At 51.5% G+C, this 23,058-nt stretch carries 19 protein-coding genes; 8 read left to right on the forward strand and 11 right to left on the reverse strand.

Annotated features, from left to right (window positions below; all coding sequences use genetic code 11):
- Window positions 1-3: 3 nt before the first annotated feature.
- The 3 genes from cyoA to HH215_RS20655 form a co-directional block, all read right to left on the reverse strand.
- Window positions 4-996: a ubiquinol oxidase subunit II gene (gene cyoA / locus HH215_RS20645; RefSeq protein ID WP_169284501.1), complete on the reverse strand. Its 993-nt coding sequence runs from the start codon at window positions 994-996 to the stop codon at window positions 4-6.
- A gap of 345 nt (window positions 997-1,341) precedes the next feature.
- Entirely contained in the window at window positions 1,342-1,581 is a 240-nt protein-coding gene (locus HH215_RS20650) for a hypothetical protein (protein ID WP_169281609.1), read from the reverse strand.
- Window positions 1,582-1,718: 137 nt separating this feature from the next.
- Window positions 1,719-3,176: an ABC transporter substrate-binding protein gene (locus HH215_RS20655; protein ID WP_169281610.1), complete on the reverse strand. Its 1,458-nt coding sequence runs from the start codon at window positions 3,174-3,176 to the stop codon at window positions 1,719-1,721.
- Between the two features lie 298 nt (window positions 3,177-3,474).
- On the opposite strand from HH215_RS20655, the gene HH215_RS20660 reads away from it, so the two are divergent.
- The 4 genes from HH215_RS20660 (at window position 3,475) to HH215_RS20675 (ending at window position 7,639) form a co-directional block, all read left to right on the forward strand.
- Entirely contained in the window at window positions 3,475-3,804 is a 330-nt protein-coding gene (locus tag HH215_RS20660; protein WP_169281611.1) for a PadR family transcriptional regulator, read from the forward strand.
- A gap of 117 nt (window positions 3,805-3,921) precedes the next feature.
- The gene (locus HH215_RS20665) at window positions 3,922-4,470 is read left to right on the forward strand and encodes a DUF1700 domain-containing protein (RefSeq protein ID WP_169281612.1); all 549 of its coding nucleotides are present in this window, start codon (window positions 3,922-3,924) and stop codon (window positions 4,468-4,470) included.
- Complete coding sequence (locus tag HH215_RS20670; RefSeq protein ID WP_169281613.1) at window positions 4,467-5,333, forward strand: DUF4097 family beta strand repeat-containing protein; 867 nt, start codon at window positions 4,467-4,469, stop codon at window positions 5,331-5,333. Before HH215_RS20665 ends, HH215_RS20670 begins: the two co-directional genes overlap by 4 nt.
- Before the next feature lie 242 nt (window positions 5,334-5,575).
- Entirely contained in the window at window positions 5,576-7,639 is a 2,064-nt protein-coding gene (locus HH215_RS20675; protein ID WP_169281614.1) for a multicopper oxidase family protein, read from the forward strand.
- A 20-nt stretch (window positions 7,640-7,659) separates the two neighbouring features.
- Here HH215_RS20675 and HH215_RS20680 read toward each other — a convergent pair whose 3' ends face one another.
- Complete coding sequence (locus HH215_RS20680) at window positions 7,660-8,529, reverse strand: SDR family oxidoreductase (protein ID WP_174887634.1); 870 nt, start codon at window positions 8,527-8,529, stop codon at window positions 7,660-7,662.
- A 124-nt stretch (window positions 8,530-8,653) separates the two neighbouring features.
- Here HH215_RS20680 and HH215_RS20685 point away from each other — a divergent pair, with 124 nt between their 5' ends.
- A complete protein-coding gene (locus tag HH215_RS20685) occupies window positions 8,654-9,619 on the forward strand; it encodes a helix-turn-helix transcriptional regulator (protein WP_169281616.1) in 966 nt (321 codons plus the stop codon).
- Here HH215_RS20685 and HH215_RS20690 read toward each other — a convergent pair.
- The 4 genes from HH215_RS20690 to HH215_RS20705 all read right to left on the reverse strand — a co-directional run bounded on the left by HH215_RS20690 (window position 9,616) and on the right by HH215_RS20705 (window position 15,501).
- Window positions 9,616-11,010: an FAD-binding oxidoreductase gene (locus HH215_RS20690; RefSeq protein WP_254450593.1), complete on the reverse strand. Its 1,395-nt coding sequence runs from the start codon at window positions 11,008-11,010 to the stop codon at window positions 9,616-9,618. The two genes, HH215_RS20685 and HH215_RS20690, sit on opposite strands and share 4 nt — an antisense overlap.
- A gap of 102 nt (window positions 11,011-11,112) precedes the next feature.
- Window positions 11,113-14,151: an EAL domain-containing protein gene (locus HH215_RS20695; protein WP_169281618.1), complete on the reverse strand. Its 3,039-nt coding sequence runs from the start codon at window positions 14,149-14,151 to the stop codon at window positions 11,113-11,115.
- Between the two features lie 227 nt (window positions 14,152-14,378).
- Window positions 14,379-14,861, reverse strand: coding sequence for a cytochrome c biogenesis protein CcdC (locus tag HH215_RS20700; RefSeq protein ID WP_169281619.1), 483 nt, complete (start codon window positions 14,859-14,861; stop codon window positions 14,379-14,381).
- Window positions 14,862-14,898: 37 nt separating this feature from the next.
- Window positions 14,899-15,501: an ATP-binding protein gene (locus tag HH215_RS20705; RefSeq protein WP_310735621.1), complete on the reverse strand. Its 603-nt coding sequence runs from the start codon at window positions 15,499-15,501 to the stop codon at window positions 14,899-14,901.
- 81 nt (window positions 15,502-15,582) lie between these two features.
- On the opposite strand from HH215_RS20705, the gene HH215_RS20710 reads away from it, so the two are divergent.
- The gene (locus tag HH215_RS20710; protein ID WP_169281621.1) at window positions 15,583-16,407 is read left to right on the forward strand and encodes a 2-dehydropantoate 2-reductase; all 825 of its coding nucleotides are present in this window, start codon (window positions 15,583-15,585) and stop codon (window positions 16,405-16,407) included.
- Window positions 16,408-16,557: 150 nt separating this feature from the next.
- Window positions 16,558-17,019: a GNAT family N-acetyltransferase gene (locus HH215_RS20715; RefSeq protein ID WP_169281622.1), complete on the forward strand. Its 462-nt coding sequence runs from the start codon at window positions 16,558-16,560 to the stop codon at window positions 17,017-17,019.
- A gap of 398 nt (window positions 17,020-17,417) precedes the next feature.
- Here HH215_RS20715 and HH215_RS20720 read toward each other — a convergent pair whose 3' ends face one another.
- From HH215_RS20720 to HH215_RS20730, 3 genes are all read right to left on the reverse strand, one after another.
- Window positions 17,418-18,875, reverse strand: coding sequence for a DUF4179 domain-containing protein (locus HH215_RS20720; protein WP_169281623.1), 1,458 nt, complete (start codon window positions 18,873-18,875; stop codon window positions 17,418-17,420).
- On the reverse strand, window positions 18,862-19,401 hold the full coding sequence (locus HH215_RS20725) for a sigma-70 family RNA polymerase sigma factor (protein WP_169281624.1): 540 nt from the start codon (window positions 19,399-19,401) through the stop codon (window positions 18,862-18,864). Before HH215_RS20725 ends, HH215_RS20720 begins: the two co-directional genes overlap by 14 nt.
- A gap of 95 nt (window positions 19,402-19,496) precedes the next feature.
- Window positions 19,497-21,809, reverse strand: coding sequence for an alpha/beta hydrolase (locus HH215_RS20730; RefSeq protein WP_169281625.1), 2,313 nt, complete (start codon window positions 21,807-21,809; stop codon window positions 19,497-19,499).
- 250 nt (window positions 21,810-22,059) lie between these two features.
- Between HH215_RS20730 and HH215_RS20735 the strand changes: the two genes are divergently transcribed.
- Window positions 22,060-22,899, forward strand: coding sequence for a hypothetical protein (locus tag HH215_RS20735; RefSeq protein WP_169281626.1), 840 nt, complete (start codon window positions 22,060-22,062; stop codon window positions 22,897-22,899).
- Window positions 22,900-23,058: the final 159 nt, after the last annotated feature.

The raw sequence follows: 23,058 nt of genomic DNA on the forward strand, positions 1-23,058 counted from the left end.
CCTTTATTCATGACTCGCATGGCCTTCAGTACTACTAGCTTCTTGTTTAACGTTCGTATCGGATTGCTCATGAGACGATCCGCTCTCGTGAACGTTCGCCTCTTCGCCGCCGGAGTTATCCGATTCTTGCTTACCCCCGCCATGGTTATGCGCGCCATACTTCGTCACGATTTTCTGGAAAAGGCCTTCCGGAATCCCGGAGAACGTTTGTACGTCCGATACGCCTGGTTTAGCCAACTGGGCGTAACCTTCTTCGGTCAGCGCGGGAGACGATCCCTTCACGCTCTCTACCCATGCGTCAAACTCCTCTTGCGAGGTCGCTTTAGCCGTAAATTGCATGCTGCCGAAATCGCGGCCGCTGAAATTCGCGCCCATCCCCATATAGGAACCAGGCTCATCCGCGATCAAATGCAGCTTCATGGCCATCCCGGACATCGTATAAATCTGGCCGCCGAGTTGCGGAATCCAGAAAGAGTTCATCGGCGCATCCGAAGTCAGCTCGAACTTGATCGGTACGTCTTCCGGAAATTCAATGTAATTCACCGTTGCGATGCCTTGCTCCGGATATTGGAACAACCACTTCCAATCGAGCGACGTTACTTGAATAACGAGCGGTTTCGCTTCATGCTCGATCGGCTTGGACGGCTCGAGCATGTACGTATATTTGATCGTAATGCCTCCGAGAATCACGATAACCGCAATCGGAATTGCCCACCAGATTACCTCCAGCTTCGTATTGTGCTCCCACGTCGGATCGTATTTCGCTTTATTGCCCGGCTTATTTCGATATTTCCATACGATATAGAAAGTCAGAATCAACACCGGTATAAGAATGACCAGACAGAGCGCTATCGTGATCCATATCAAATCCGCCTGATGCCTTCCGATCTCGCCTTTCGGATTCATTACGATTACTTTCTCGGCACAACCCGACGTCACAATCGCCATCAGCACAAGCGATAGAACCGCGGTAAAGCGCCGCAAACCTTTCTTCATTGCCATCTCCCCCATCCTCTTGCTTCAAACGAATTTCCCGGAGCGAAGCGTCCTTTAACACCGGGAATTCACGGGTAATGAACGCAGCATTTCCTGAACTGCATCCAACATATCAGAAAGCGAAGCGATGTTCCGCACAGTTAACAAATGAGACAAATAAACGTTGAAATTTCGCAATACTTTGTTCACGATTTCGACGAATTGTGAAAATCATTACATTCTAGCCCAGATTAGGCGCGCGAAAAAGGGAGAGATCGCCAAATCGATCTCTCCCTGCTCGATAGACGGCAAAAGACCGCCTTATCGGAACCGAGGTTCCGTCAAGGCGGTCTTATTCATTGTCGATTAGGCTAGTTCTTCCGTGACCGTAGAAGATGGAGCCGACTCTTGATTCTTCTGCATCAGAGGAGCAATGACGCCGAATAGCAAAATTTGGCTGCCTCCGATCAAGAAACCGATTCCGACCATCAATCCAAGGTTACGGTCGTTGAATTGCGCGATGTTCATGATGCAACAGACAATTCCGACTCCGATAACGATCATGGCTACCCATTTCAACATACGAGACATTTCTTTATTCTTCATGAGGTAATTCCCCTCTCCGTGAAAGCGCTATATGTGAACATTTTAGCACAGAGTTGTGACGAAATAAAGTCACAATTCACATGTTCGACAAAAATAGGCGCTTGTCATCGTTAACAGGTTGTCCCTCTGAAGTCAGATTACTCCGCGCTCACGGAAGTTGAAGCCGCTCCCGAATTCGCAGACCCGCTCGCCGACGGACTTGCTTCGCCCTCGGCCGGTTTGGCTTTCTCCGCGTTCTTGCTCTCTTCGGTCAGAAGCTGTTGCCCTTTGGCTTGCAGGGTATCGAGCGCCTCGGAGATCGTCGCTTTCCCGTCGGTAACCTTCTGGAACTCTTGTTGCGTCAATGGCTCGTACTTCATATGGAATTGTTGCGGGATTTTATCGAAGCCCTTATACATATTATTCTGGGCCGGCTTTAAGCTATAGAAGGCTTCCATATGTATGCCTTCCGCGCTTTCGAGATACTTGGTTCTCGAAGGAAATCCGCCGTTCTGCAGCTTCGACGTTACTCTCGCGAAATCGTCGCCGTTAATGTAACTCACGAATTGCCAAGCGGCATCCGCATTCGCGGTTTTGGCATCGATCGCGAAAATTTGGCTAAGCGACATGCCCGTGCTTTCATCCGGCGCTTGCGGATTGACCGGAACCGTAACGACATCCCAGTTCTGAACGCCCTTGCCTTCTTTAAGAACGTTTTTCGCTTCCTTGATTTGGTTCATTAGATAATTGCCTTCCATGACCATCGCGACTTTGCCGCCGATGAAAGCATCCCTAAGGAGATATTCCTCGTAGGAGCCTCCTCCGCCGTTCTGGTTGGGATCTTCTATATACAGCGACCCGGATTTGATCGCTTTATCCGCCATCTCGAATACTCTCTTCCAGGAATCCGAGTTGATCATCATTTGCATCGTCGTCGGATTAATATACGACAAGCCTTGGGATGTTCCGATGGACAACCCGAAGTAGTAGAGACTTGTTTGATAACCGGCTTTGAATCCGTATACCCGGTCTTCTTTCGATCCGGTTGTCGGGAACCGCGCGGCGAGTTGCAGCACTTCCTCCCAGCTCATCCGATCCTTCGGCAACGTTACGCCGTGCTTAGCGAACAGGTCTTTGTTGTAATAGATCGCTTGACTGTAGAATTCGGGCGCCAACCCGTAGAGGATTCCATCGCTTTGTTGCTTAATATAATCGATAATTCCGGGAGCGATGCCTTCGAGATCGAATTTATCTTTCTTGATGAACGATTCGAGGTTATACAACTTACCCTCGCCAGCCATCGTGGAATATTGTTCGGCATCGATCATAAGAACGTCCGGTTTCTCTTTCTCTATGAATTCCTTCATCGATTCGCGATAATCTTTGCCTTCTTGATAGACGCCTTGCGTAGAGATCACTTCGATCTCGATGTTGGGATATAACGTGGAGAAGAGCATCCCATACTGCTGATAAAAGCTTCTTTCATCGTAATGCATTACCTTCAAGGTCGATTTGACGTTTTCCTTCGACTCATTCCCTCCAGTGCTACAGCCTGCGAGTACCCCCGCGAGCAACGTAGACATCAGGATCGTCTTTCCTAGCTTTTCGAAACGCATTCTCACACTTCCTTCTTATCTTTAATAGGCAAAACAAAAAGAGTTGGTTTACATATTGTACCATGAAAGGAAAAGTAAATTTCTTAAGATAACCTTAAGCCTAAGTTTTATAAGACTTGCATCTGAAAATCGCCCCCATTTGTTCACAAAGAAAGTTTCACCGAATTGGATAATAGACTATTTTATAATCAGTACCTTGCATTATTCAGTACCGCGTGATAAATTATAGTCGATCAGCCAGTATTCATTATTCAGTACTGAGTATAAGCACAGAACGAACAGATCGGAGGTTACCATCGTGGATATCAATACCCAATTCAAAAAAGGCGTGCTGGAACTGTGCGTGCTCGTACTTATCCAGAAACACGACCGTTATGGATACGAACTCGCCGAAGCGGTATCGCAGCACATCGAGGTTGCGGAAGGCGCTCTCTACCCTTTGCTCCGCAGACTCGTCAAAGACGGGTACTGTACGACTTACCTGCAGGAATCGAGCGAAGGTCCGCCTCGGAAGTATTACAAGTTGACACCTGAAGGCGCGCTGTATTCCAAGGAGTTGGTTCTCGCATGGAACGCCTTCGTGCAAAACGTATCCAACTTGATCGAGCAAGGCGAATTCTTAAGTTAGATTCGGCTCGCCGGCAATAAACCCCCATCTTAAGTCGGGGTTTAGCATCAACTCCCGTCGGTTATCAAGAGAAATATAAATGAGATAAAATGAACGAAAGGAAAGGAAGATCATCCCATGAACAAGCAAGAATTTATCGAGACGCTTCGCCATTACCTCGTTTCCTTGCCCGTGGACGAAAGGAACGAATTATTGCGCGACTACGAAGCGCACTTTATTTACGGACAACAATACGGCAAGTCGGAGGCCGAAATCGCAAGAGAGCTTGGCGACCCGTTAACGCTAGCCAGAGATATCGTCGGGCCCGATTTCCTGCCGCAACCTCCCTGGGCGCCCGGCCGGGATACCCCACGGCGCATCGGCGTAACGATCGTGCTCTTCTTTCTAAATCTATTCGCGCTCCCCGTAATCGCCGCGATGTGGGCCGCCTTTGCCGCCATATGCCTGGCGGCGTTAGCCGGCATGCTGTCGCCGATCATATTAGCGCTAGAATCAGCGCTATACGGCGGGTACTCCCCATTTAAATTATTCATGGCAATCGGTTTCGTCGGCATAGGCATGCTATTCGCCGGACTCTCCCGAGCGGCAGGCATCGAATTGATATCGGGGATGGCGAAATACGGCCAATGGACCTCTAGGACATGGAAAGGAAGAACTCGACTATGAAGAAATTTTGGTATTTTACCGCCGCATGCCTTATCGTGATCGGCGTTGCAGGCGCCCTAACCGTAGGGTGGGAGTCTAATAAGGGGGATCTTCCGGAATTCGAGAAGAAGTGGACCTTCTCCGCTTCCGACTTACGCAAGTTACAAATCGAAAGCGATTATGAAGTGAACGTTAAGTTCGTGAAGAGCACCGACGGACAAAACTCCATCCAACTCAACGGACATGCAACGGAGAAAACGATCGAGAAAGTGTTGGCGACCGAAATCTCGAACCAAAGCCTCACCTTAGATCTCACCCGTTCTCCTAAAAAATACATCAACTTCTTCGACTTCAACTTCGTGACCGCGAAGGAAGAGTTCGTCATCTCCGTTTCGGACGACGCCCTCCTCGATCTGCTTAAGATCGATGTGGACTCAGGGGATATCAACATTACGGACGCGACGCTCATTCCGATTACCGTAGCAGAGTTATCCGCGGATTCCGGTAATCTCGACTTAAATCGTTTCCGAAGCGATTCCCTTAACGCGGAAGTGGATTCAGGCAATATAAGAGGAGACCACGTCACCGCGAACATTACGGCTTCGGCGGACTCAGGCAACATTCGACTGGAGAACACGACGGGGCAAACGACGCTATCGGTCGATTCGGGAAACATACGGTTGTATAAGCTGGACACCTCCAATACCGACATTACCGCCGATTCCGGAAATGTTTACGTGCAGGTTCCTTCCAGCTTCGCGGGCTTCTACGACCTTAAGGTAGATTCAGGTACGAGTAACGCGCCGGAATCCAAGAGAGAAACGAAAGATTTCGTAAAGGTTAGAGTGGATAGCGGCAATATCAAAATCGAGCAGCAACCGTAACCGATAGCCATAAGCATAAACGCCCCTTATTTCTTGAGCGGTTCAAGAGATAAGGGGCGTTTTTGTCGTTAACGAAATATGGCAGGGAGCACGGTCGAGCAAGAGGCAGTCTGGCAACCATCTCCAACTTTGGTCTAGGAAGTATTCCAAACCTCGGGCGGTTCCTTCGTTTCCGCTCTGAATATACGATTAAAGCAAGAGTTATCCACTGAGGATACGGAACGAACAAGGAGGTTTCCCCTTTGTTTTCTCTTCTTACCGGAATCATTTACGCTTGCGTTTTCTTATTGCTCATCCTATCTTGGATCGCCGGCAACAAAGCTTCTCGCCTGCTCTACGGCGGATCGGCGGAGAGATTATCCCGCAAAACCCGCAAGCAAATGGTATGGGCCGCTTATGTCGCGCTTCCCGCCATCGGAATCATCGTCGCAACCCTGCTCATGTCAGTATCCATGAGCCCCGTTTTCTGGGAGGATCGCATTCTGCTTCATCTCCCCTTGGTCGCCGTCCCTATGCTGGGCATTGGGCTGCTGGCTATGCCAAGGCTATTGAAGCTTTGGAAGGAAACGCGCGGGACGACCGGCGCTCCGCTCCCCGCGAGAATTCGCATGCAAGCCGCGCACCCAATGGTCATCTTGCCCTTTCAATCGTCGGCTCTCGGAGCGGCTACGATTTTCTACTTGTTGCTCGTTACGCCCGTTCCGCTCACTTTGACGAAAGCCATCGTCCCTATCCTCATCTGGCTCGCCGCATCGGTAGCCTTATGGACGATCCACGACCGCCGCTTGCGGAGATTAAGCCATCCCGATGCGACCGTTACCTTCCAACCGCGAAGGAGATTGCTTAGAGGAATGGGTATTTTCTTCGTCGCCGCCGGAATAACGTCCATCGGATTAATCATCCAAAGCTACAATAGCAAACTTCCCAACCGGCTTAACATGGCGGAAGGCCCGATGGATTTCGGCGGAGGTACGCAACTCGAACACGCTACGCAATCGGACTTCTCCTTAGCGATGCTGACGGGCCCTCGGGATCGGACTCCCGATCGGAAGTTCACCTTGACCGCTCAGAAACAAACCATCGCGCTCGGTTCGGGCAAGAAAGTCGACGCTTGGACTTACAACGGGCAACTCCCCGGTCCCGAACTGAGAATGAAACGCGGCGAACTGGTTGAAGTTACGTTGATTAACCGGGATATCGAGGTTGGGGCGACGATTCATTGGCATGGACTCGACGTCCCCAATGCCGAGGACGGAGTTGCCGGCGCCACTCAGGATGCGGTGATGCCCGGGGAGAAACACGTCTATCGGTTCATCGCCGAACAGACGGGAACATTCTGGTACCACTCGCACCAGGATTCTCAAGAAGCCGTGAAGATGGGGCTGTTCGGAGCGTTAATCGTAGAACCCGAAACGCCGATCGAACACGGCCCCGAAGAAGACGTAACGATCCTGACCCACGTATGGGACGGCGCGGGATTGTCCATCGGCAGCAATAACGGCATCCAACGCAAGCAAGTCACCCCGGGCACTCCCGTTCGAATCCGGCTGATCAATACCCAGGATTGGGTCAGACAGAAATACGTGCTCGTGGACACGCCGTTCCAAGTCGCCGCTATCGACGGCACGGAGCTGAACGAGCCAAGCGAGCTTCAGGATACCCATATCGTACTCACGACGGGAGGAAGGGCCGATCTTACGTTTCTCATGCCCGACCATCCCGTATTCCTTAGCGTAGGCGGCAATAAGAAACTAGGGATTCTCATGAGCCGGGACGGCACCGGCGAGATCCCCGATATCCCGAGTACAACGGCTTTCGACCCTCTCCATTACGGCAAACCTGCCGAAACCGTTATTCAGGCGAATAGCGATTTCGATCGGGAGTTCGAATTAATCCTGGATAACAAGCTCGGTTTCTATAACGGCCGGTTCGGCTCCCTGTATACGATGAACGGCGAGGTATTCCCGAATACCCCGATGTTCATGGTCCAGGAAGGGGATCTCGTCAAGACGACCATCTCGAATAGGGGAGCCGTCGATCACCCCATGCATCTTCACGGGCACCACATGTTGATTCTATCCTATAACGGAGAGGATTCAACCGGATCCCCATGGTATTCCGATACGCTCGACGTTCAGCCGGGAGATACGTACGAAGTCGGTTTCGTCGCCGATAATCCCGGTCTTTGGATGGATCATTGCCACAATCTGACTCATGCGGCGGTCGGCATGTCGATGCATCTCATGTACGAAGGAATCACGACTCCCTATACCGTAGGAGGACAAACGCGGAACCACCCGAAATAAAAGGCTGCAGGAAATCCCGATCAGAATCCTTGCTCCTCCGCATAACTCCCCCAATGCGGCCGTCTGCCGTCTACGTCGACGATGCCGTATTCGTCCGATAGCCCCCAAGAAGTAAAAGCTTTCCCGGACTTGTCCATCAAGCCTGAATCCGCGGCCAATGCGGCGACCCCCCGCCCGAGATAAAACGGCGTTTCCGATTGCAGGAAATGGGGGTCTTGTTCGGCGCCTTCCCGCCAATTCTCCTCGGAAACCCCGAAATGATCCAGCATTTCCTCCGATCTCAGAAACCCCGGCGTGACGGACAACGCCGCTACGCCATGCGGCCGCAACTCCGACGCAAGCGCCTCGGCCAGATGGATAACCGACACTTTCGCCAAGCTGTATGGCAAGTTGCCGCGATATCGGTAATCGTAGCCGTCCGTCACTTCTACGATTAATCCTTGTTTCCTCTTCACGAGAAGCGGCGCTCCGTAATAACTCGTGATCAAGTGAGACTGAACCGCTCTCCGTTGCATGAGCAACGCCTTGTCCAAGGATCCTTCCCAGAACGGGGTTCCCCATTCCGACAGCTTCTCTCCGCCCCATACATCGTTAACGAGAATATCCAGCCTCCCGCCTTGCTCCTCCTCGATCCTCGCGAACAGCTCTTTCACCTGCGTTTCCACCGTATGGTCGACTTGTACGGGAATGCCGCGCCCTCCTTGCTTGTTCACCAATTCCGCCGTCTCTTCTATCGTTTCCAGACGGCCGATATCCGAAGGGCCGCCTCTCACGCTGCGGCCGGTACCGTATACGGTCGCTCCCGCCGCTCCAAGCATCATCGCGATTGCCCGGCCCGCCCCTCTCGTCGCTCCCGCAACGACGGCCACCTTGCCTTCCAAAGGTTTCATACCCATAACTCCTCCTTAGCATTTGTATATCCATTACCCCTAAAGTATAGTACGGATAGATGACAACTCCTGTCATATAAGAAGGGTACAGTTAGGGTAACGAACGACGGAGGGAGTTTATTTCATGAGAGCGGATCGCTTGCTAATGATTATGTCTTTGTTGCAAACCCATGGACAAATGTCCTCGCGAGAGCTCGCAGGCCAACTCGAGGTATCCGAACGAACCGTTCACCGGGATATGGAAGCTCTAAGCATTGCCGGGATTCCGGTATACGCGGAACGGGGCTCCAAGGGCGGTTGGATGTTATCCGAAGGCTATAGAAGCCGAATCACGGGCATGACGACAACGGAAATCCGTTCCTTGCTGCTCCTTCAATCTTCTAGCATCGTGAAGGATCTGGGGTTGAACGGAGACCTGAGTACCGCGTTCCTCAAGCTGCTCTCGGCGCTTCCCGCGACCGTCAGAACGGATGCGGAATACGTCCGCGAACGGATTCACGTAGACGGCGCCGGATGGCACGCCGCGGAGCCTATCCGTAATTCTCATCTGCAAGCCGTGCAGGAAGCGATTTGGGGGCAGCAACGACTGCGCATAACTTATCGCGGTTGGGACTCGGATACCGACGCGGAGCGCATCGTCCATCCGCTCGGTCTCGTCGCCAAACAAAGCGTCTGGTATATGATCGCGCAGACGGAAGAGGAGATCCGCACTTACCGGATCTCCCGCTTGAAAGATATCGCTCGGCTCGAAGCAACCTTCGCCCGCCCCGAGGCATTCGATCTAGCCGAATACTGGGAACGATCGGTCGAACGATTTAAAACCAATCTCCCCCGTTATCCCGCGCAGGTACGAATAGCCTCCGTCCGTTGGAGCCAATTCTCGCGCGAGAGATACGTAAAAGTCATATCCTCTTCAGCAGTCGCGGACACGGATTGGACGGAAGCCGCCGTGGAATTCCAGACGCTCGAGACCGCCTGCGAAATCCTGCTCGGTTTAGGAAGATACGCCCAAGCCCTATCCCCCGAAGAGCTTCGGGAAACCGTCTACGAAGAGAGCAAAGCGATCGTATCGCTCTATGAAGAACGCTAGCGGGTAGAGCCTTTCCTCAAAGCAGTTCTCGGCGCGGTTGCAGGCGGAATGCTCTGCGCAAACCGAAACACGTTGCGGGGATCGTATTTGCGTTTTATTCTCGTGAGGCGTTTGAAGTTCACCCCGTAATAAGCTTGCTGCCAGTCTCGAATCGACAAGTCGGGAAAATTAACATAATCGCCTCTGGTGTAAGGCTTCAATGCTTGCCGGAGCCTGTGAACCCAGTCGGCGTTGCGCGCGGCTTCCTCGTCCTTAAACCATCTGGACGACAACTCCAGAATGTTGCGCGCTTGGCGATGCACGTATGCCGTAGCGGTAGGAGGAATACGAGCCACCGCGCCCGCCAACGATTGAGACCATACCGACGCATGACGATTGGGTGCGTTAGCCAAGAACCGCCGCAACACGCGAATCCCTTCCGGAGGCAGCGGCTTGAACGCGTAGGTTCCCGATATTTTGAATTTCGGAGCTAAGTTCAGATCGGACTCGGCAAAAAATTCGACGGCTTTGATAAAAGGAACCGTGCGGACGCTCACCTCGATCGGAGTTCCGGCTCGCAATAACGGCTGGATGAGACGTTTCAGTTCATCCGCTGAACCGAGCAACTGACCCGTGGATTCGATTTTGCCCTCCTGTCTCGATTGGAGGTCGATCGTCGTAGTCAATCGGTCGGTGACCGTCGGAAACCATGCCTGCCAAGCGGAGTACGCGGCTTCGAGATCTTTCCACGGCCATAAGATCCGGTAGATCGCAACGTCGCGAATAGGCTTTACCCGGAACTTGAACGAGGTCGCAATACCGAAGTTGCCCCCACCGCCTCCTCTCGACGCCCAAAGCAGATCCGCGTTCCGGTTGTTGTCGGCGACGATTCGTTTGGCGCTATTCGTTCCGGAAGCGACAACCATTTCGACCGACTTCAAGCTGTCGCAAGTTAGTCCGTATTTGCGGGAAAGCAGGCCGATTCCTCCGCCTAACGCAAGACCGGCCACGCCGACATCCGGCGCCGTGCCTGCCGGAATCGCCAATCTTTTGGTCCATAGCTTGCTGTACAACATCCCCAAAGGGATGCCGGTCTGCACCGTCGCTATCCGCTTATGCCGATCTATGGAAACCTTCCGCATCGGACTTACGTCGATGACGATCCCGCCATTTAAAGTGGAGAATCCTTCGTAGCTGTGCCTCCCGCTGCGAACCCGGATCCGAACTTCCCTCTCCCGGGCCCACTTTACCGCATTCACGACATCGCGCACGCTCCGACAGAACACGATAACGCGAGGAAATTTGTTAACGCGCCGATTAAATTCCAGTCTCGCTTTCGGATATGCGGGATCCCCCGGCACGACGATCCGTCCCGTTAACCGGGTCCTCCCCTTCGAAGAATGGTTCAGAATGCTCCCTCACCTCTCTCGGCTTCATAGATATCTACCTATGTAAGCTATGACCGAGACAACGGCGGAGGCACGGCGACTATCACGAACGATATTTTTACGCGACTACTCGTTCATCCAACTGGAGATCTCCAGAAAATAAGCAATGAATTGATCCGATGTCATCGGGCGTCCCGTGAAGAAGCCTTGAATTCTATCGCATTGCAATTGCTGCAGCCGCTCGAGCTGCCTTTCCGTTTCGACTCCCTCCGCGGTTACCGATAATCCCAAGCTGTGCGACATTTCGATTACCGCTTTAGCTATCGCGTCATCGTCGGAATCCTCTATCATATTCAAAATAAACGAGGGATCGATCTTAACGATATGTACCGGCAGCTTCTTAAGCCACAGCAACGAAGACTGTCCGATTCCGAAGTCGTCTATGGCGATCTTCACTCCGATGCTCACTAACTCGCCCAGCATTCGAATGCTATGTTCCAGATTCTGAACCGCCGTATGCTCCGTTATTTCCAAGCAGAGGTTAAACGGTTCGATTCCCGTATTCCGGAGAACGTTCCGTACGATCTCCGGAAAATCATCCTGTTGAAATTGCAACGCCGAAATGTTCACCGAAATGACCAGTGAAGGCATCCCCGCGTGTATCCACCGCTTGCATTCCACGCAAGCCTGCTCCAGCACCCATTGCCCGATCGGAACGATGAGTCCCGTTTCCTCCGCCAGCGGGATAAACTCCCCCGGTTGAATGGTTGTGCCGTCAGGGCTATTCCATCTAAGCAACGTCTCCGCTCCATAGACTTTCCCCGTGACGAGGGACACTTGAGGTTGAAAATTCAACGTAAGTTCATTCCGTTCCAGCGCGTACCTTAATCCATTTTCCATATTAAACCTTTCTACCCGCTTCGAGCTTAATGCCGGGGTATAAATTCCGAGGCGATTGCCTCCGTTTTCTTTCGTGTGATACATGGCTAAATCGGCAAACCTGATTAAGGAATCAACGTCCGTACCGTCGCAAGGATACATGCAGGCACCGATGCTGGCGGACAAGTAGAACTCTTGCCCCTCCAGTATGAACGGCTGTTTAAGCAGCCGGAGCATTCGGTCGGCTACCCGCCTGACGTCCTCTACCCCTTCGATCGGAGACAACAGAACTATGAATTCGTCCCCGCCTAACCTGGCGATAATATCGTTCTCTCCAACGCATTCTTTCAGCGCTCGCGCAGCATGCTGCAGGAGCAAATCCCCGGTCTGGTGACCGAGAGTATCGTTGACGATCTTGAAGCGATCCAGATCGATCATCATAACGGCAAGCTTCTTCCCGTCTCTTAAACGATCCTCCATCGCGTTCTTCAATTGATCCTTGAACAAGAGGCGATTCGGCAGCCCGGTGAGAGCATCTTGGTAAGCCAACTGCGTGATTCTGGCTTCGTTCGCCTTTTTCTCCGTAATATCCGTTAACGATCCGATAATCCGGGTCGCGTTCCCTTTGTCATCCCAAACGATATCTCCGGCGAGGAAAACCCAAATATATTGCTCGTCCAGCCCCCGAATCCGGAACTCCAGTTGAATCGGATGCTCCTTCCTCCGCGACTTGCCGAAAGCCGTCCGAACCGCTTGCCGATCCTCCCTGTGGACTAACTTCAAGAACGACCGCGGGGCATTCGATAGATCGGCGGTCGAGCCGCTTAATATTTTGTGCGCCCGAATGTTCCAGTCGATCTTGTTCGTCTCCAAGTCCCAGTCCCATATGCCGTCGTTCGTCGTTCTCGAGACGATCTCTAGCTTCTCCGCGATCGAGCGAATCTGATGAAAGAGCAACTCGCGTTCCAACGCGACCGCCAGTATCGTAAAGCTATGGCGGGATAGATCGTTGGCAACGAAATTGTTCAACGAATCCAAAGGACCTGCCAGAGCGATGTATCCCCAATTCTGAAGCTCGGATTTGACCGGATGCAAAATAACGACGTCCTTGCCTCCGGGCCTTGTTTCGGGAGGAAGAAAATCAATGGGCGGAAAATCGTGCAACTGGTACTTCTTCCCTTCGGGAGGCAGCGGATCCCCCTTCTTGCTGAACACCTGCCTGACGACCAAATGTCTGTGGCCTTCATCATCCGTTTCCCACAGAGCCAAGCAGCCCCAATGAGACAGGTTCCAGAACAAGTCGGAAATATGAATTTTCTCTTCTTTGGTCGCTATGATTAATCCCCGGGTCATCTGGTAGTTATTTATCGTAATATTATGTAGGGAAAGGCGAAGCTGGGACAGATTTTGCAAATAATGATCGAACTCTTCCGCCGAAGCGAATTGCGTTCTCTCCGCGCAGGCGCACGAGGACCTGACGATAAATTGAGCGGGAATGAGCACTTCCGTCTCGTTCAACCGCTTGCCATCCAGCAATTCGAATACTCTGCGAACGGCTTCTCTTCCCATGGCCTCGAAAGGCTGCCGCACCGTCGTTAACGAAGGATAATTCACCGCGGCTTGATGAATGTCGTCGAAGCCGATGACCGCATAATCCCCCGGAACGGAATAGCCTCTCGTCTGCAGACAGTCGATCACCCCGAGAGCGTTCAAGTCCGTCCCTGCGACAACGGCGGTAAAAGCCCCCCCGCTCTGAAGCAGTTTCTCCGCCCCGTATACTCCGCCTTCCAATAAGTTATCGTTCGTCAGGACGAGCAGGCGTTCATCGAAAGGCAGTCCGTTCTGCTCCAGCGCATCCCGGTATCCTAAATACCGTTGATGCAAGTCGTACTGTTCCGTATTCCCGACGAAGGCTATCGCCTTATGTCCGTGATCGACGAGATGGTTGACGGCGGCTTTCATGCTACCGCGATTCTCTACAAGGACGGAATGACCGTTCGGGTAAGGAGATTGAAATCCGACGCAGACGAAGGGCTTGTCGCTGTTTCCTAGCAACTCAAGAAACGAAGCGCTTGCAGAAGGCAAGATCAAAATCCATGCATCGACGAGTTCGAACGCGATCGGCTCTTCCAACGCCGTTATGCCGAGATACTCGTCCGCGACCTGTACCGCGAATAGCTGGGATTGCCTCTCTCTAACCGCATCGTGAATGAAGGGAAGCAGACGTCCGTAATATTCCCCATCCAGGTGCGGAGCGATCACACCGATTCGAGTACCTTGAGCCATGATTGCTCCCTGCCTTCTATATGTAGGTAACATTCAAATGTGTGTACTGTCATGTTTCAACATTTTTCCTCAAAATCCTTTAGAATCGCCGAAATTCCTACGAAGCACCTATATCGCGGACTCCATTCTCCTCCCTAATCCCCCCTTATGCACAAAAAAACATGAAACTCTTCTAATGAAGGTTTCATGTTTCGTCAGAACAAACGGCATTGTTATGCCATTAGATTTTATTTCGCAACGTTTGTTTGCGGTTGACTCGAGTAAAGCTTACGGAATTTAAGGAAAGATACGACCCTCCACGGGATCACGTACCCGATTAACAGCACCATGAATAGCGCAGCCACCGTCTCTGAATCTAGACCGTCCAAGTGATCTCTAATGACGAAGCGGACGACTATTACGCCTATGAAAGCGATGAAGAACCCCATATTTTTGACTGCATAGATTTGTTGGTCGTCCCTGCGCTCGAAGTTGGTCGTGAAAATCAACGGCAAGGAAAGCAGGCATCCCACCGCCAGTGCCGCCCCCCATTCCCATGCCGGAGCATGAGCCTTCGGATTGACGATCAGAAACAAACTAGGTACCAGGAACAATAACGGAAGCATCAGCCGGACTCCGTTTCCGCGAATCGGCCGATACATTCCACGCGCTCTCCGCCATATAATCAATGCCGCAACCAATAACGCTATAACATATACAGAAGAATCCATGACGTTCACCTCGTGCGTGTTTTTGATCCATTCTCCATTATCCGAAAAACCGAAAATGCTTAGCCTGCGTGATCCATCGATCGACCGCTTTTCTAGCCTTTCCCCTATGATCCGGCAACAAATCGATGTGCGCTAACGACGCGATAAGTTCGACATTGTCCGAAATCGTTAGGCCATCCGTATCGATGCGATGCTGCATCTTCGCCCCCGCCAACCCTTCGATGCATCTGTCTATTTGCCGCACGGCCCAAGAACCGTTTCCTTCCCCCCGTTTTCCGAGACGTTTCTTCAGGGTTTCCTTGGAAGCGCATAAGGCAAAGTGGTGGAGAACCACTCCTTCGTCGCGTAATCTCCCGACGATTTCATTGAAATATTGAGGGTTTACTAATGTCATAGGCGCAATAATCATTCCGTCATATTCGCGATCCAGACGCTTCAGCATGGAATAATTAAATTCACGCCATAACGGATCATCTTGAAAGTCATCGTGACGGAGATGCGGAGGGACATTCTTCCGGATAAAATAACCCGCATTCTCGGGATCGTAGACGAAGGAACGGTCCGTTCTTCTATGTAATTCCGCCGCCGTCTGGGTCTTTCCAGAGCCGAATGCGCCGTTGATCCATACGATCACCGGAATCCCCCTTCCGAATTTTCCTTTCTTGTCATTATAATCCGAACTCTTTAGGAAAGGGAGCCCCCGAGACAATTTATCCGGCGCTTGCTTGCGGAAACGGGGCTCGTCGTACACAGTCCCACCGGAAATTATGAAGGTCACCCTCCGCTGCTGTCGAGCGGACGACCGGGAGGAACGTTCGATGTCGCGATCATCGCCTCCAAGGCGTACGGTCTTCCGGAAGCGTTTGAACAACTTAGGCCCTATTTGCATTCCCGATCCGTCATCTTGCCCTTCCTTAACGGAATGAAGCATATGGAGCAAATAGAAGCGGCTTATCCCGGTCAGCCTTTGCTTGGCGGAGTAGCCCGCATCGAAGCAACCTTGGGAGAGGATGGCAGCATACGTCATCTGAGCCCGCACCATCTATTCACCTACGGGAAGTTTCGCAACTTCTCCGAAGATGAGTATGAAGCGGTAAGAGCTTTCTTGTCCTCTATTTCTTTGTTCGTAGAGAAACCGGACATCGAGCGGGACTTGTGGGAAAAGTACGCCTTTATCAACGTCTTATCCGGATTGACGACTTTGTTTCAAGCACCGGTCGGGGACATCCGCGAAGCCCCTGGGGGCATGGATACTTTTAGGCGCGTTTACACCGAGACGGTTAACGTAATTCTGCGCGCAGGGGGAACGTTAAGCGATGATTATATTGAAAAACAACTGCTGATAGTCGGTAAACTGTCCGCACAGAGCACAACTTCCATGTTGCGGGACCTCCAGCTAGGGCTCCCTACCGAGTCGGCGCATATTCAAGGTTACCTTGTAGAGTTAGCTCACCGCCACGATTGCGAGGTCCCTCTTCTGGAGGTCATTCACCAACGTCTCGCGATTTATGAGAAAACGAGGTCAGGCCTTACCCAAGAACCTTAAACCTCAGAATCAAAACGCATATCTTAATTATGTAATGTTAACTAACGCAAACCATTCATTCATGCCCTAATAAGAAATTCACATTGGAAAAACTCCTCATTTTATGTTAGTTTATATTACATGTAGACTAGGTGAATGGGAGAGATACTCATGATACGTATCAGACGTTATTCAACGGCGGATCACGACCACGTATGGAGAATTCATTTACTCGTTATTTCGGAAGCCGGGGTGGAACCGACTCATAAGCATTATCACGATATTTTTCATATCGAGGAGCAATACATTCAAGATGGCGGCGATTTTCTTGTCGGCACCAACTATAAAGGAAATATTCTCGCGATGGGCGGGCTCAAGAAACTGGACGATCAGACGGCCGAAATCAAGCGGCTTCGCGTTCATCCCACCTATCAGAAGAACGGATACGGCCAACTGCTTCTGAATAAGCTCGAGCAGCGCGCCAAAGATTTGGGATTCGCTCAAATTTACTTAGACGCTTTGAATAACCAGTATGGCGCCCATAAATTGTTCGAGAAAAACGGGTACGTTAAAAAAGGGCCGACGGTTATCGACGGATTTAACGTGATCGTGTTCGAGAAAACTTTGGCTTGAGGTTGATCAGGTTAAATGGCGACACCGTCGCGCATGTTGTCAACCCCCGTCATGCAACGGCACACCGCGCGCCGGGAGCAGCACGCCGTGCGAAAAAATTCGCCCCGCGACCTCCTTTTTTGACATTACTCATTAGACTAATCAGCGCTCGAACCACATTCGCAGTGGTGTATTTTCTAACGGCGGCCACGGACGCTATTTGGACGATATCAAGCGTTTTAAAATCCTAACGGAACTAAGCGCCGCTATTGCTGCCCAAATGGCCTGTTTTCACTGAAAAACACATAAATAAGAGCGCCTACTTCCGTTAGATTTTGAAAAGAGCCATTTTGAGCAAAATAGCGGCGGCTGCTTCCGTTAGATAGAAACTAGAATGCGTCAGCCCCTATTTCCAGACCTTATTTAATTTGAATTTTGTAAGGCTGGCGAATATAACTCGGATACTGATAAACTCGGAAAGCAAGCGGCTGCTCATAATCCTCATCATTCAAGTAGTAATAGCTTTCCTGCTCGTTTGGCGCCCCCCTCCCGCTCGACCCTGAAATGACGCCGCCCGGAATGTCAGCCATATCGTATTCTTTGCCGGAAGCATCCTTGAATTTTGACTCCAACATGCCGCCGTACATCATATTATCCGTCTCATGATCCACCAACATCGATAATGTCAGCTTCTTATATTTTCCGAATGGCGTTATGCTTCTAAGCTTGAGCAAGGAATCGGGCTTGTGAATGAGCTCCTGCCGATCCATATCGACCACGACGTCCATCTTATCCTTATCCAACGCGCGGAACCATTCTCCTTCGAGATATAGCTCCTTGGGCTTACGAAAAAAATTGCTCTCGAAACCAATGGTCGCGCCATCGTCAACATTCCCCATACTCCAGAACGATTTCCATTGTTCGCCGTTCTCGTCCGTCAACCGAATGTCGCCCGCACCGAACACTTCCTTACTATTCGCGGGATCGGACTTAACTTCTATCCTCACCTGCAACGGCGTGACGGTCGCTTTGACGAAGTTGATTCGTTGCCCCTCTACGGTAATGGTCTGATTCAGATGATACTCTCGCTTCATGCCCGCGAACTTCGACTGATCGATCGGAATGGTTACTTCGTAGAAGCGATCGTTCGGTCTTGCTGGCTCGACCGCTTCGGAAGGCTCGGTCGCATCTAAATCCGGACCTTCATACCTTGCCGCAGGATTGTCCGGATCCGCTAGTTTTAGTTGGGCTTTCAGAGTAACGGCATCCGGAACTCGCGAACCATTTTCCATCTGAATATCCACATAGCCTTTATTCAAACCTTTGAATGGCAACTCTTGCTCTATGCCTATGTCCCCGTAACTGCTCATAGCGCCCAACTCCTTTCCATCCGGAGCCTTTATTTGCAGTCGATCCAGCACCACGAGCTTTTGATCGGAACCGCTATTGATCGAGTAAAAAATAACCACCCTGTTCTCGTCGGCAATCATTCCTTCGACCGTAAAGGATATTCCTCCGTACTCATCCGAAATCGCAAGAGGCTGAACGAATTCGTTGTCGAGCGCCAATCCCAACCCACGGTCATTCGAGCTGCGGATAAAATTCACGAAAGTCTCCATACCCGGTATATCTCGCAACATTGAGGCGAAGGCGGGAGATAACCGAATGCCGAACACGCAGGTCATTAGCAATAGGCAAGCCGCTGCCGCCGACCAGAGCCTTCGCCTCAGTAGCCGCCTCGCTCTCAGTCGTTCCTTCTTGCCTTGCTCTATTCCTCGTGTTATGCGCATATCTAATTCGGCTGGCGGTAACGGAATCTCCGAATGGGCTTCCCCCGCCGATTGAAGCGCCCGCTCCAAGGATTCATAATTCGACAATTTCGCCGCCCCCTTCCCTTCCGACTTGGGCTCGCAGTTGCTCAAGAGCTTTGTGCAGCCATGTTTTCACGGTTCCTTCGGGCTTCTCCAACAATCGGGCGATCTCGGTCAACGTCATATCCTGATAATATTTCAAAATAATAACGTGCCGGTACCGAGGATCAAGCTTCTCGATCGCCTTCTCGAGCTCCATCCTATCGTCTACGGAGCTTTGATTCTGTTGAATCTGGTCGGGATGACGGATATCAGAAAATGTTTTCCGCTTCCGCTTCCGTTTCTGCTCATCGATGCAATAATGGATCAATATTCGAATAAGCCATGTCGCGAAATAACGCGGCTCTTTCAACGCACGCAACTTCCCATATGCCCGGCATGTCGTCTCTTGCAAGGCATCCAGCGCTTCCTCCTCGTTCCTCAGATAAGAATAGGCTATCTTATAGAGTCGCTCTTTCTCGGAGCTAATCAGGAAGAAAAAGGCTTCATCGTCGCCTTGCTGCGCCGCTCGGACTAGCTGATCTGTTTCCATGAAGCCCCTCCTTATACCCATTAGACTGAAAGCGGCGTAAAACGGTTTTCGTATGCGCGCGAAAAAGAGACCCGATTACTCGAGTCTCCATCTGATCACCCGGGCATCAAACCCAGATCGTCCAGCATCACTTTGCCCGGTCCCTCGTTGAAATGGAACGTAATCCGCGACCATTCCGACGGATCGAACTCGCGGTTAGCTTCCACGAAAGAGTCAAGCGGCAACTCATATACTTGATATACCGGTTCCTCGACGTCCTTAAACTTTCCTTCGCTCAATACGGATTCCATTCTAGGCAGCCACGTGAACTCGGTAGCCACTTGAGGCTCCGTCTCCCGGAATCGATCAAGCGGCAACCTCACCGAGTTGCCTTCCCGGTCCTCCACCTCAATATCGATCGACAAGTTGGATTCCATCGCTTCCTCAAGCGCCTCGAGCATCTCCGGCTCCTCGATCTCCTCTTCCAGCTCTTCCAGATCGCGCCCCATATTGGCCATGGAGAACATGAGGACATCCTCTTCATCGACCTCGCCAATCAAAGCCGGATTCAGATTGATCGTATAAGAACCTTCCGCATCCCATTCCAGTTCGACGCCGTTATCCCCTTTGCCCTTCCCTTGACGGTTCAAAGCATCCGTATGCCGCCAATCGGTCAGATCGGTCGCTTCCGCGGTTACTCCGGGAGAGAGAACTTCGCGAGCTTTTCCCTTGAAATCGGCGATCCGACGGAAACTGCCGCTTTCGTACTGATTGAAATATCGGGTCGGCGGGAGAAATCCAAGCCCTGTCCGATAATCCCGGAATAGGGAATCATATCGTTCGGAACCTTGAAAGACCGTCTCCAGAAAAGCGGAAACATACACTTGCGCAATCCGCCTCTGGTCTTCCGGCTCAAGCAATTCGGTTGGGCGAATAAACAGACCGGCCGGCATGGCGTTATCGGATTCGCCCCAATCCGTATTAAATTGACTGTGATTGGCATCCTCTATATAGAGCGAGGTTTTGAACGCATCGGACTCATCGGAGTACGTAGCTCGACCGTACTGTCTATCGCCGTAAAAGTTAACGAGATCCGCATCCTTCGCGCCCTGCAGCGTTAAATAAGAAACATCCCTAAGCTGGGTCCATTTGCCGTCCACTTCCGTATCCGTAGGCGCAAGCGCGATAACCGCGCGAATCGAGTAGCTATCCTCGTCGGGTAAGCTTAAGTCATTCGGAAACCACGAGTCTCGATCCGTTGCCATCGACGCCGCCTGTCCGCCGCGGGAATGCCCGAGCAATGCGATCCTCTGAAAATCGATCCGACCGTTAAACTGGGATTCGGTTTGTACGTTGAACTGTTGGATTTGCTGGATATGCTTCAATAGCAACCAAGCGCGCAGCTTCATGTCTTGCTTAGGGATTCCGGACCAAACCGAATAGTTCAAGAAGTTCTCGTCCACCGATACGGCGGCGATTCCTTGGCTAGCCAACAATTCCCCTAAGTAACCGTAGCCTCCATCGGAGAACTTCTCCATCAAGTGATTGCCATGTACCATGAGCACTAGAGGGAAAGGCCCTTCCCCCTCCGGCAGCCAAACCCTGCCGTTAAGCGGGAGATTCGTTTCATCGAAGCCCCAGAACTTGTCCCGTAACCACGGCCAGTTATCAATATAAGCCGAAGCATCTACGGGTAAAGATAACTCATCGGCTCCCTTGGCGAATTCGGAACGGTGCCGATCGCCCCCGCTTCCATAAGTGAAGGAATCGACGACATAATCACCCGGCTCCGAGGGATCGGAGAGGATCGCGGATAGGGAATGCACATCGTTTCCTACGTTCGGGGCCGCACCGTCTGCACTATCGGCATCCGAGTCCGACATCGTCGGAAGCAAACGCGGATAACCGGAAACGGCAAGAAAGAGAACGACGACGAGCGCCCCCAGCCCCAATACCATCCTTCGCGTTTTTGATTGCAATCGAAGTCGAAGTCGCACTATCCCCCAAACTAGAACACCTAAGCATGCAGCCAACAGCGTACTCGTAATCGAGAAAGCGGTAGCGCCCTTCCAACCGAATTCGGAGAAGTACAGGACGAAATAAACAAGCACGCCTACATATAGGAAGCTGCCCGCCGTGAATCGGGGCACTTTCACGCCGGCGATCGCTAACAAGGCACCGACAACCGCGGACGATATAGCTAAAGCAATCGTATTTAACGCTAACCCCGTAACGACATCGAACAACGTACCGAAGCCCGTCGGCATGCCAAGCGCGGATATCCCGACCGCCAAACAACTGAATAGCCACAAAGTTACGATAGCCGATTTCCATATCCCGTTGTCCCGCGCGTAAGCCCCCGACAATCGTCGCCTCAACCATACAGCGATTCTCTTGTTTCTGCTTAACTCTATAAATTCAAGGTTCATAGATTCCGCCTCTAATCCAAATAGACATTCTCTCTACCTTGATTATAAACCTTATCCTGTACGTTCACGTACTCCAAAGTCTAGAAATCGCTAAGAACGATTATGGTGACGGGACCTTTTAATGGAGATATCGCTATCTCATTAACAAATACAACCGCCTTTGGGACAGCTTGATTCTTCCCTAAAATAGAACTTATGGGATATCATCTTTAGAAAGCTTACTTATTATTGAGAGGATGGAGTAACCGCGGTGAAGGAACCTGAGCTGTTGAGAGAAGTCATGAATTGGGAGAAAACCGTTGACGAAGATCTGCCTGAATGGGAACGACCGTCAGGGTTGTATCTCGGTATTCTCGGCGATGGAAACGGCGGCTATAGTTGCTCGCCCGCGGATTCCGTGACGTTCGCGCGAACCGGAATGGACGGTATCCATTATGCTTTGCTTACCGATTTCGGAACGATGGAAAATGGGGAAGAAGCCCCGGTCATCTGCGTTTCGCCGATGGACTTCGGGAATTGCGCGAGGCTGGTCGCGTGCAATTTACGGGAATTTTTCTCTTTGACGTTTGCGGGTAACGAGTTGTTATTGCTGAATGATTTCTCTAGCAGAGAAGAGTACTTGGAAGCCGTTCGAAGGGAAAGGCAGTCAATCGCGGATGAAAACGGAGATCAGAGAGAAAGAAGGCTGCGAAAGGAATCGTTGTCCAAGTCGGCCATCGAACGATTCGGACTCACGACGTTCCCCGATCCCTACGAATATTTACAGCAAATCCGCGCACAACGAAAAGCCCGGATTGCGGTCCGGACGATGGACGGAATCGGAATCATGCCGACCCAACCTGAGCGGAATGGCATGAGATTCGAATCCCACCCTTGGTCCGCCAAGGGCGAGATTCCGTATCATCAATTGGACGAACTCCTCTCCTTCATCGGCTCTGCCGAGACGGAGACGTTATTGTCGTTCGTCCGCGATTACCAAGCCCAGGCGATTCGGGATGCGAACTCCCTCTTGCTATTACACGATGAGCTTGAAAAGCGAGGGCTGCACCCAGTAGCTAAGAGGCTGCTGCATTGCATGGATAATGACTGAAAGGAAACAATAGACCGCTACCAGCGGTTTGCAGCACACTTTCACCCGGTTTCCGACCAATTAGAACGCTACCAGCGACTTACAGCACACAGTTTCTCCACTCCCACCAATTACCAGCGGCGCTCAGCACCCTTATTCCACCGGAAACCCGCTCGCAGA

Source organism: Cohnella herbarum, from assembly GCF_012849095.1.
GTDB classification, from domain to species: domain Bacteria; phylum Bacillota; class Bacilli; order Paenibacillales; family Paenibacillaceae; genus Cohnella; species Cohnella herbarum.

Coding starts and splice junctions, on each gene's coding strand:
- cyoA (WP_169284501.1), bottom strand. CDS start 996: ATGAAGAAAGGTTTGCGGCGCTTTACCGCGGTTCTATCGCTTGTGCTG.
- HH215_RS20650 (WP_169281609.1), bottom strand. CDS start 1,581: ATGAAGAATAAAGAAATGTCTCGTATGTTGAAATGGGTAGCCATGATC.
- HH215_RS20655 (WP_169281610.1), bottom strand. CDS start 3,176: ATGCGTTTCGAAAAGCTAGGAAAGACGATCCTGATGTCTACGTTGCTC.
- HH215_RS20665 (WP_169281612.1), top strand. CDS start 3,922: ATGAACAAGCAAGAATTTATCGAGACGCTTCGCCATTACCTCGTTTCC.
- HH215_RS20670 (WP_169281613.1), top strand. CDS start 4,467: ATGAAGAAATTTTGGTATTTTACCGCCGCATGCCTTATCGTGATCGGC.
- HH215_RS20680 (WP_174887634.1), bottom strand. CDS start 8,529: ATGAAACCTTTGGAAGGCAAGGTGGCCGTCGTTGCGGGAGCGACGAGA.
- HH215_RS20685 (WP_169281616.1), top strand. CDS start 8,654: ATGAGAGCGGATCGCTTGCTAATGATTATGTCTTTGTTGCAAACCCAT.
- HH215_RS20695 (WP_169281618.1), bottom strand. CDS start 14,151: ATGGCTCAAGGTACTCGAATCGGTGTGATCGCTCCGCACCTGGATGGG.
- HH215_RS20700 (WP_169281619.1), bottom strand. CDS start 14,861: ATGGATTCTTCTGTATATGTTATAGCGTTATTGGTTGCGGCATTGATT.
- HH215_RS20715 (WP_169281622.1), top strand. CDS start 16,558: ATGATACGTATCAGACGTTATTCAACGGCGGATCACGACCACGTATGG.
- HH215_RS20725 (WP_169281624.1), bottom strand. CDS start 19,401: ATGGAAACAGATCAGCTAGTCCGAGCGGCGCAGCAAGGCGACGATGAA.
- HH215_RS20730 (WP_169281625.1), bottom strand. CDS start 21,809: ATGAACCTTGAATTTATAGAGTTAAGCAGAAACAAGAGAATCGCTGTA.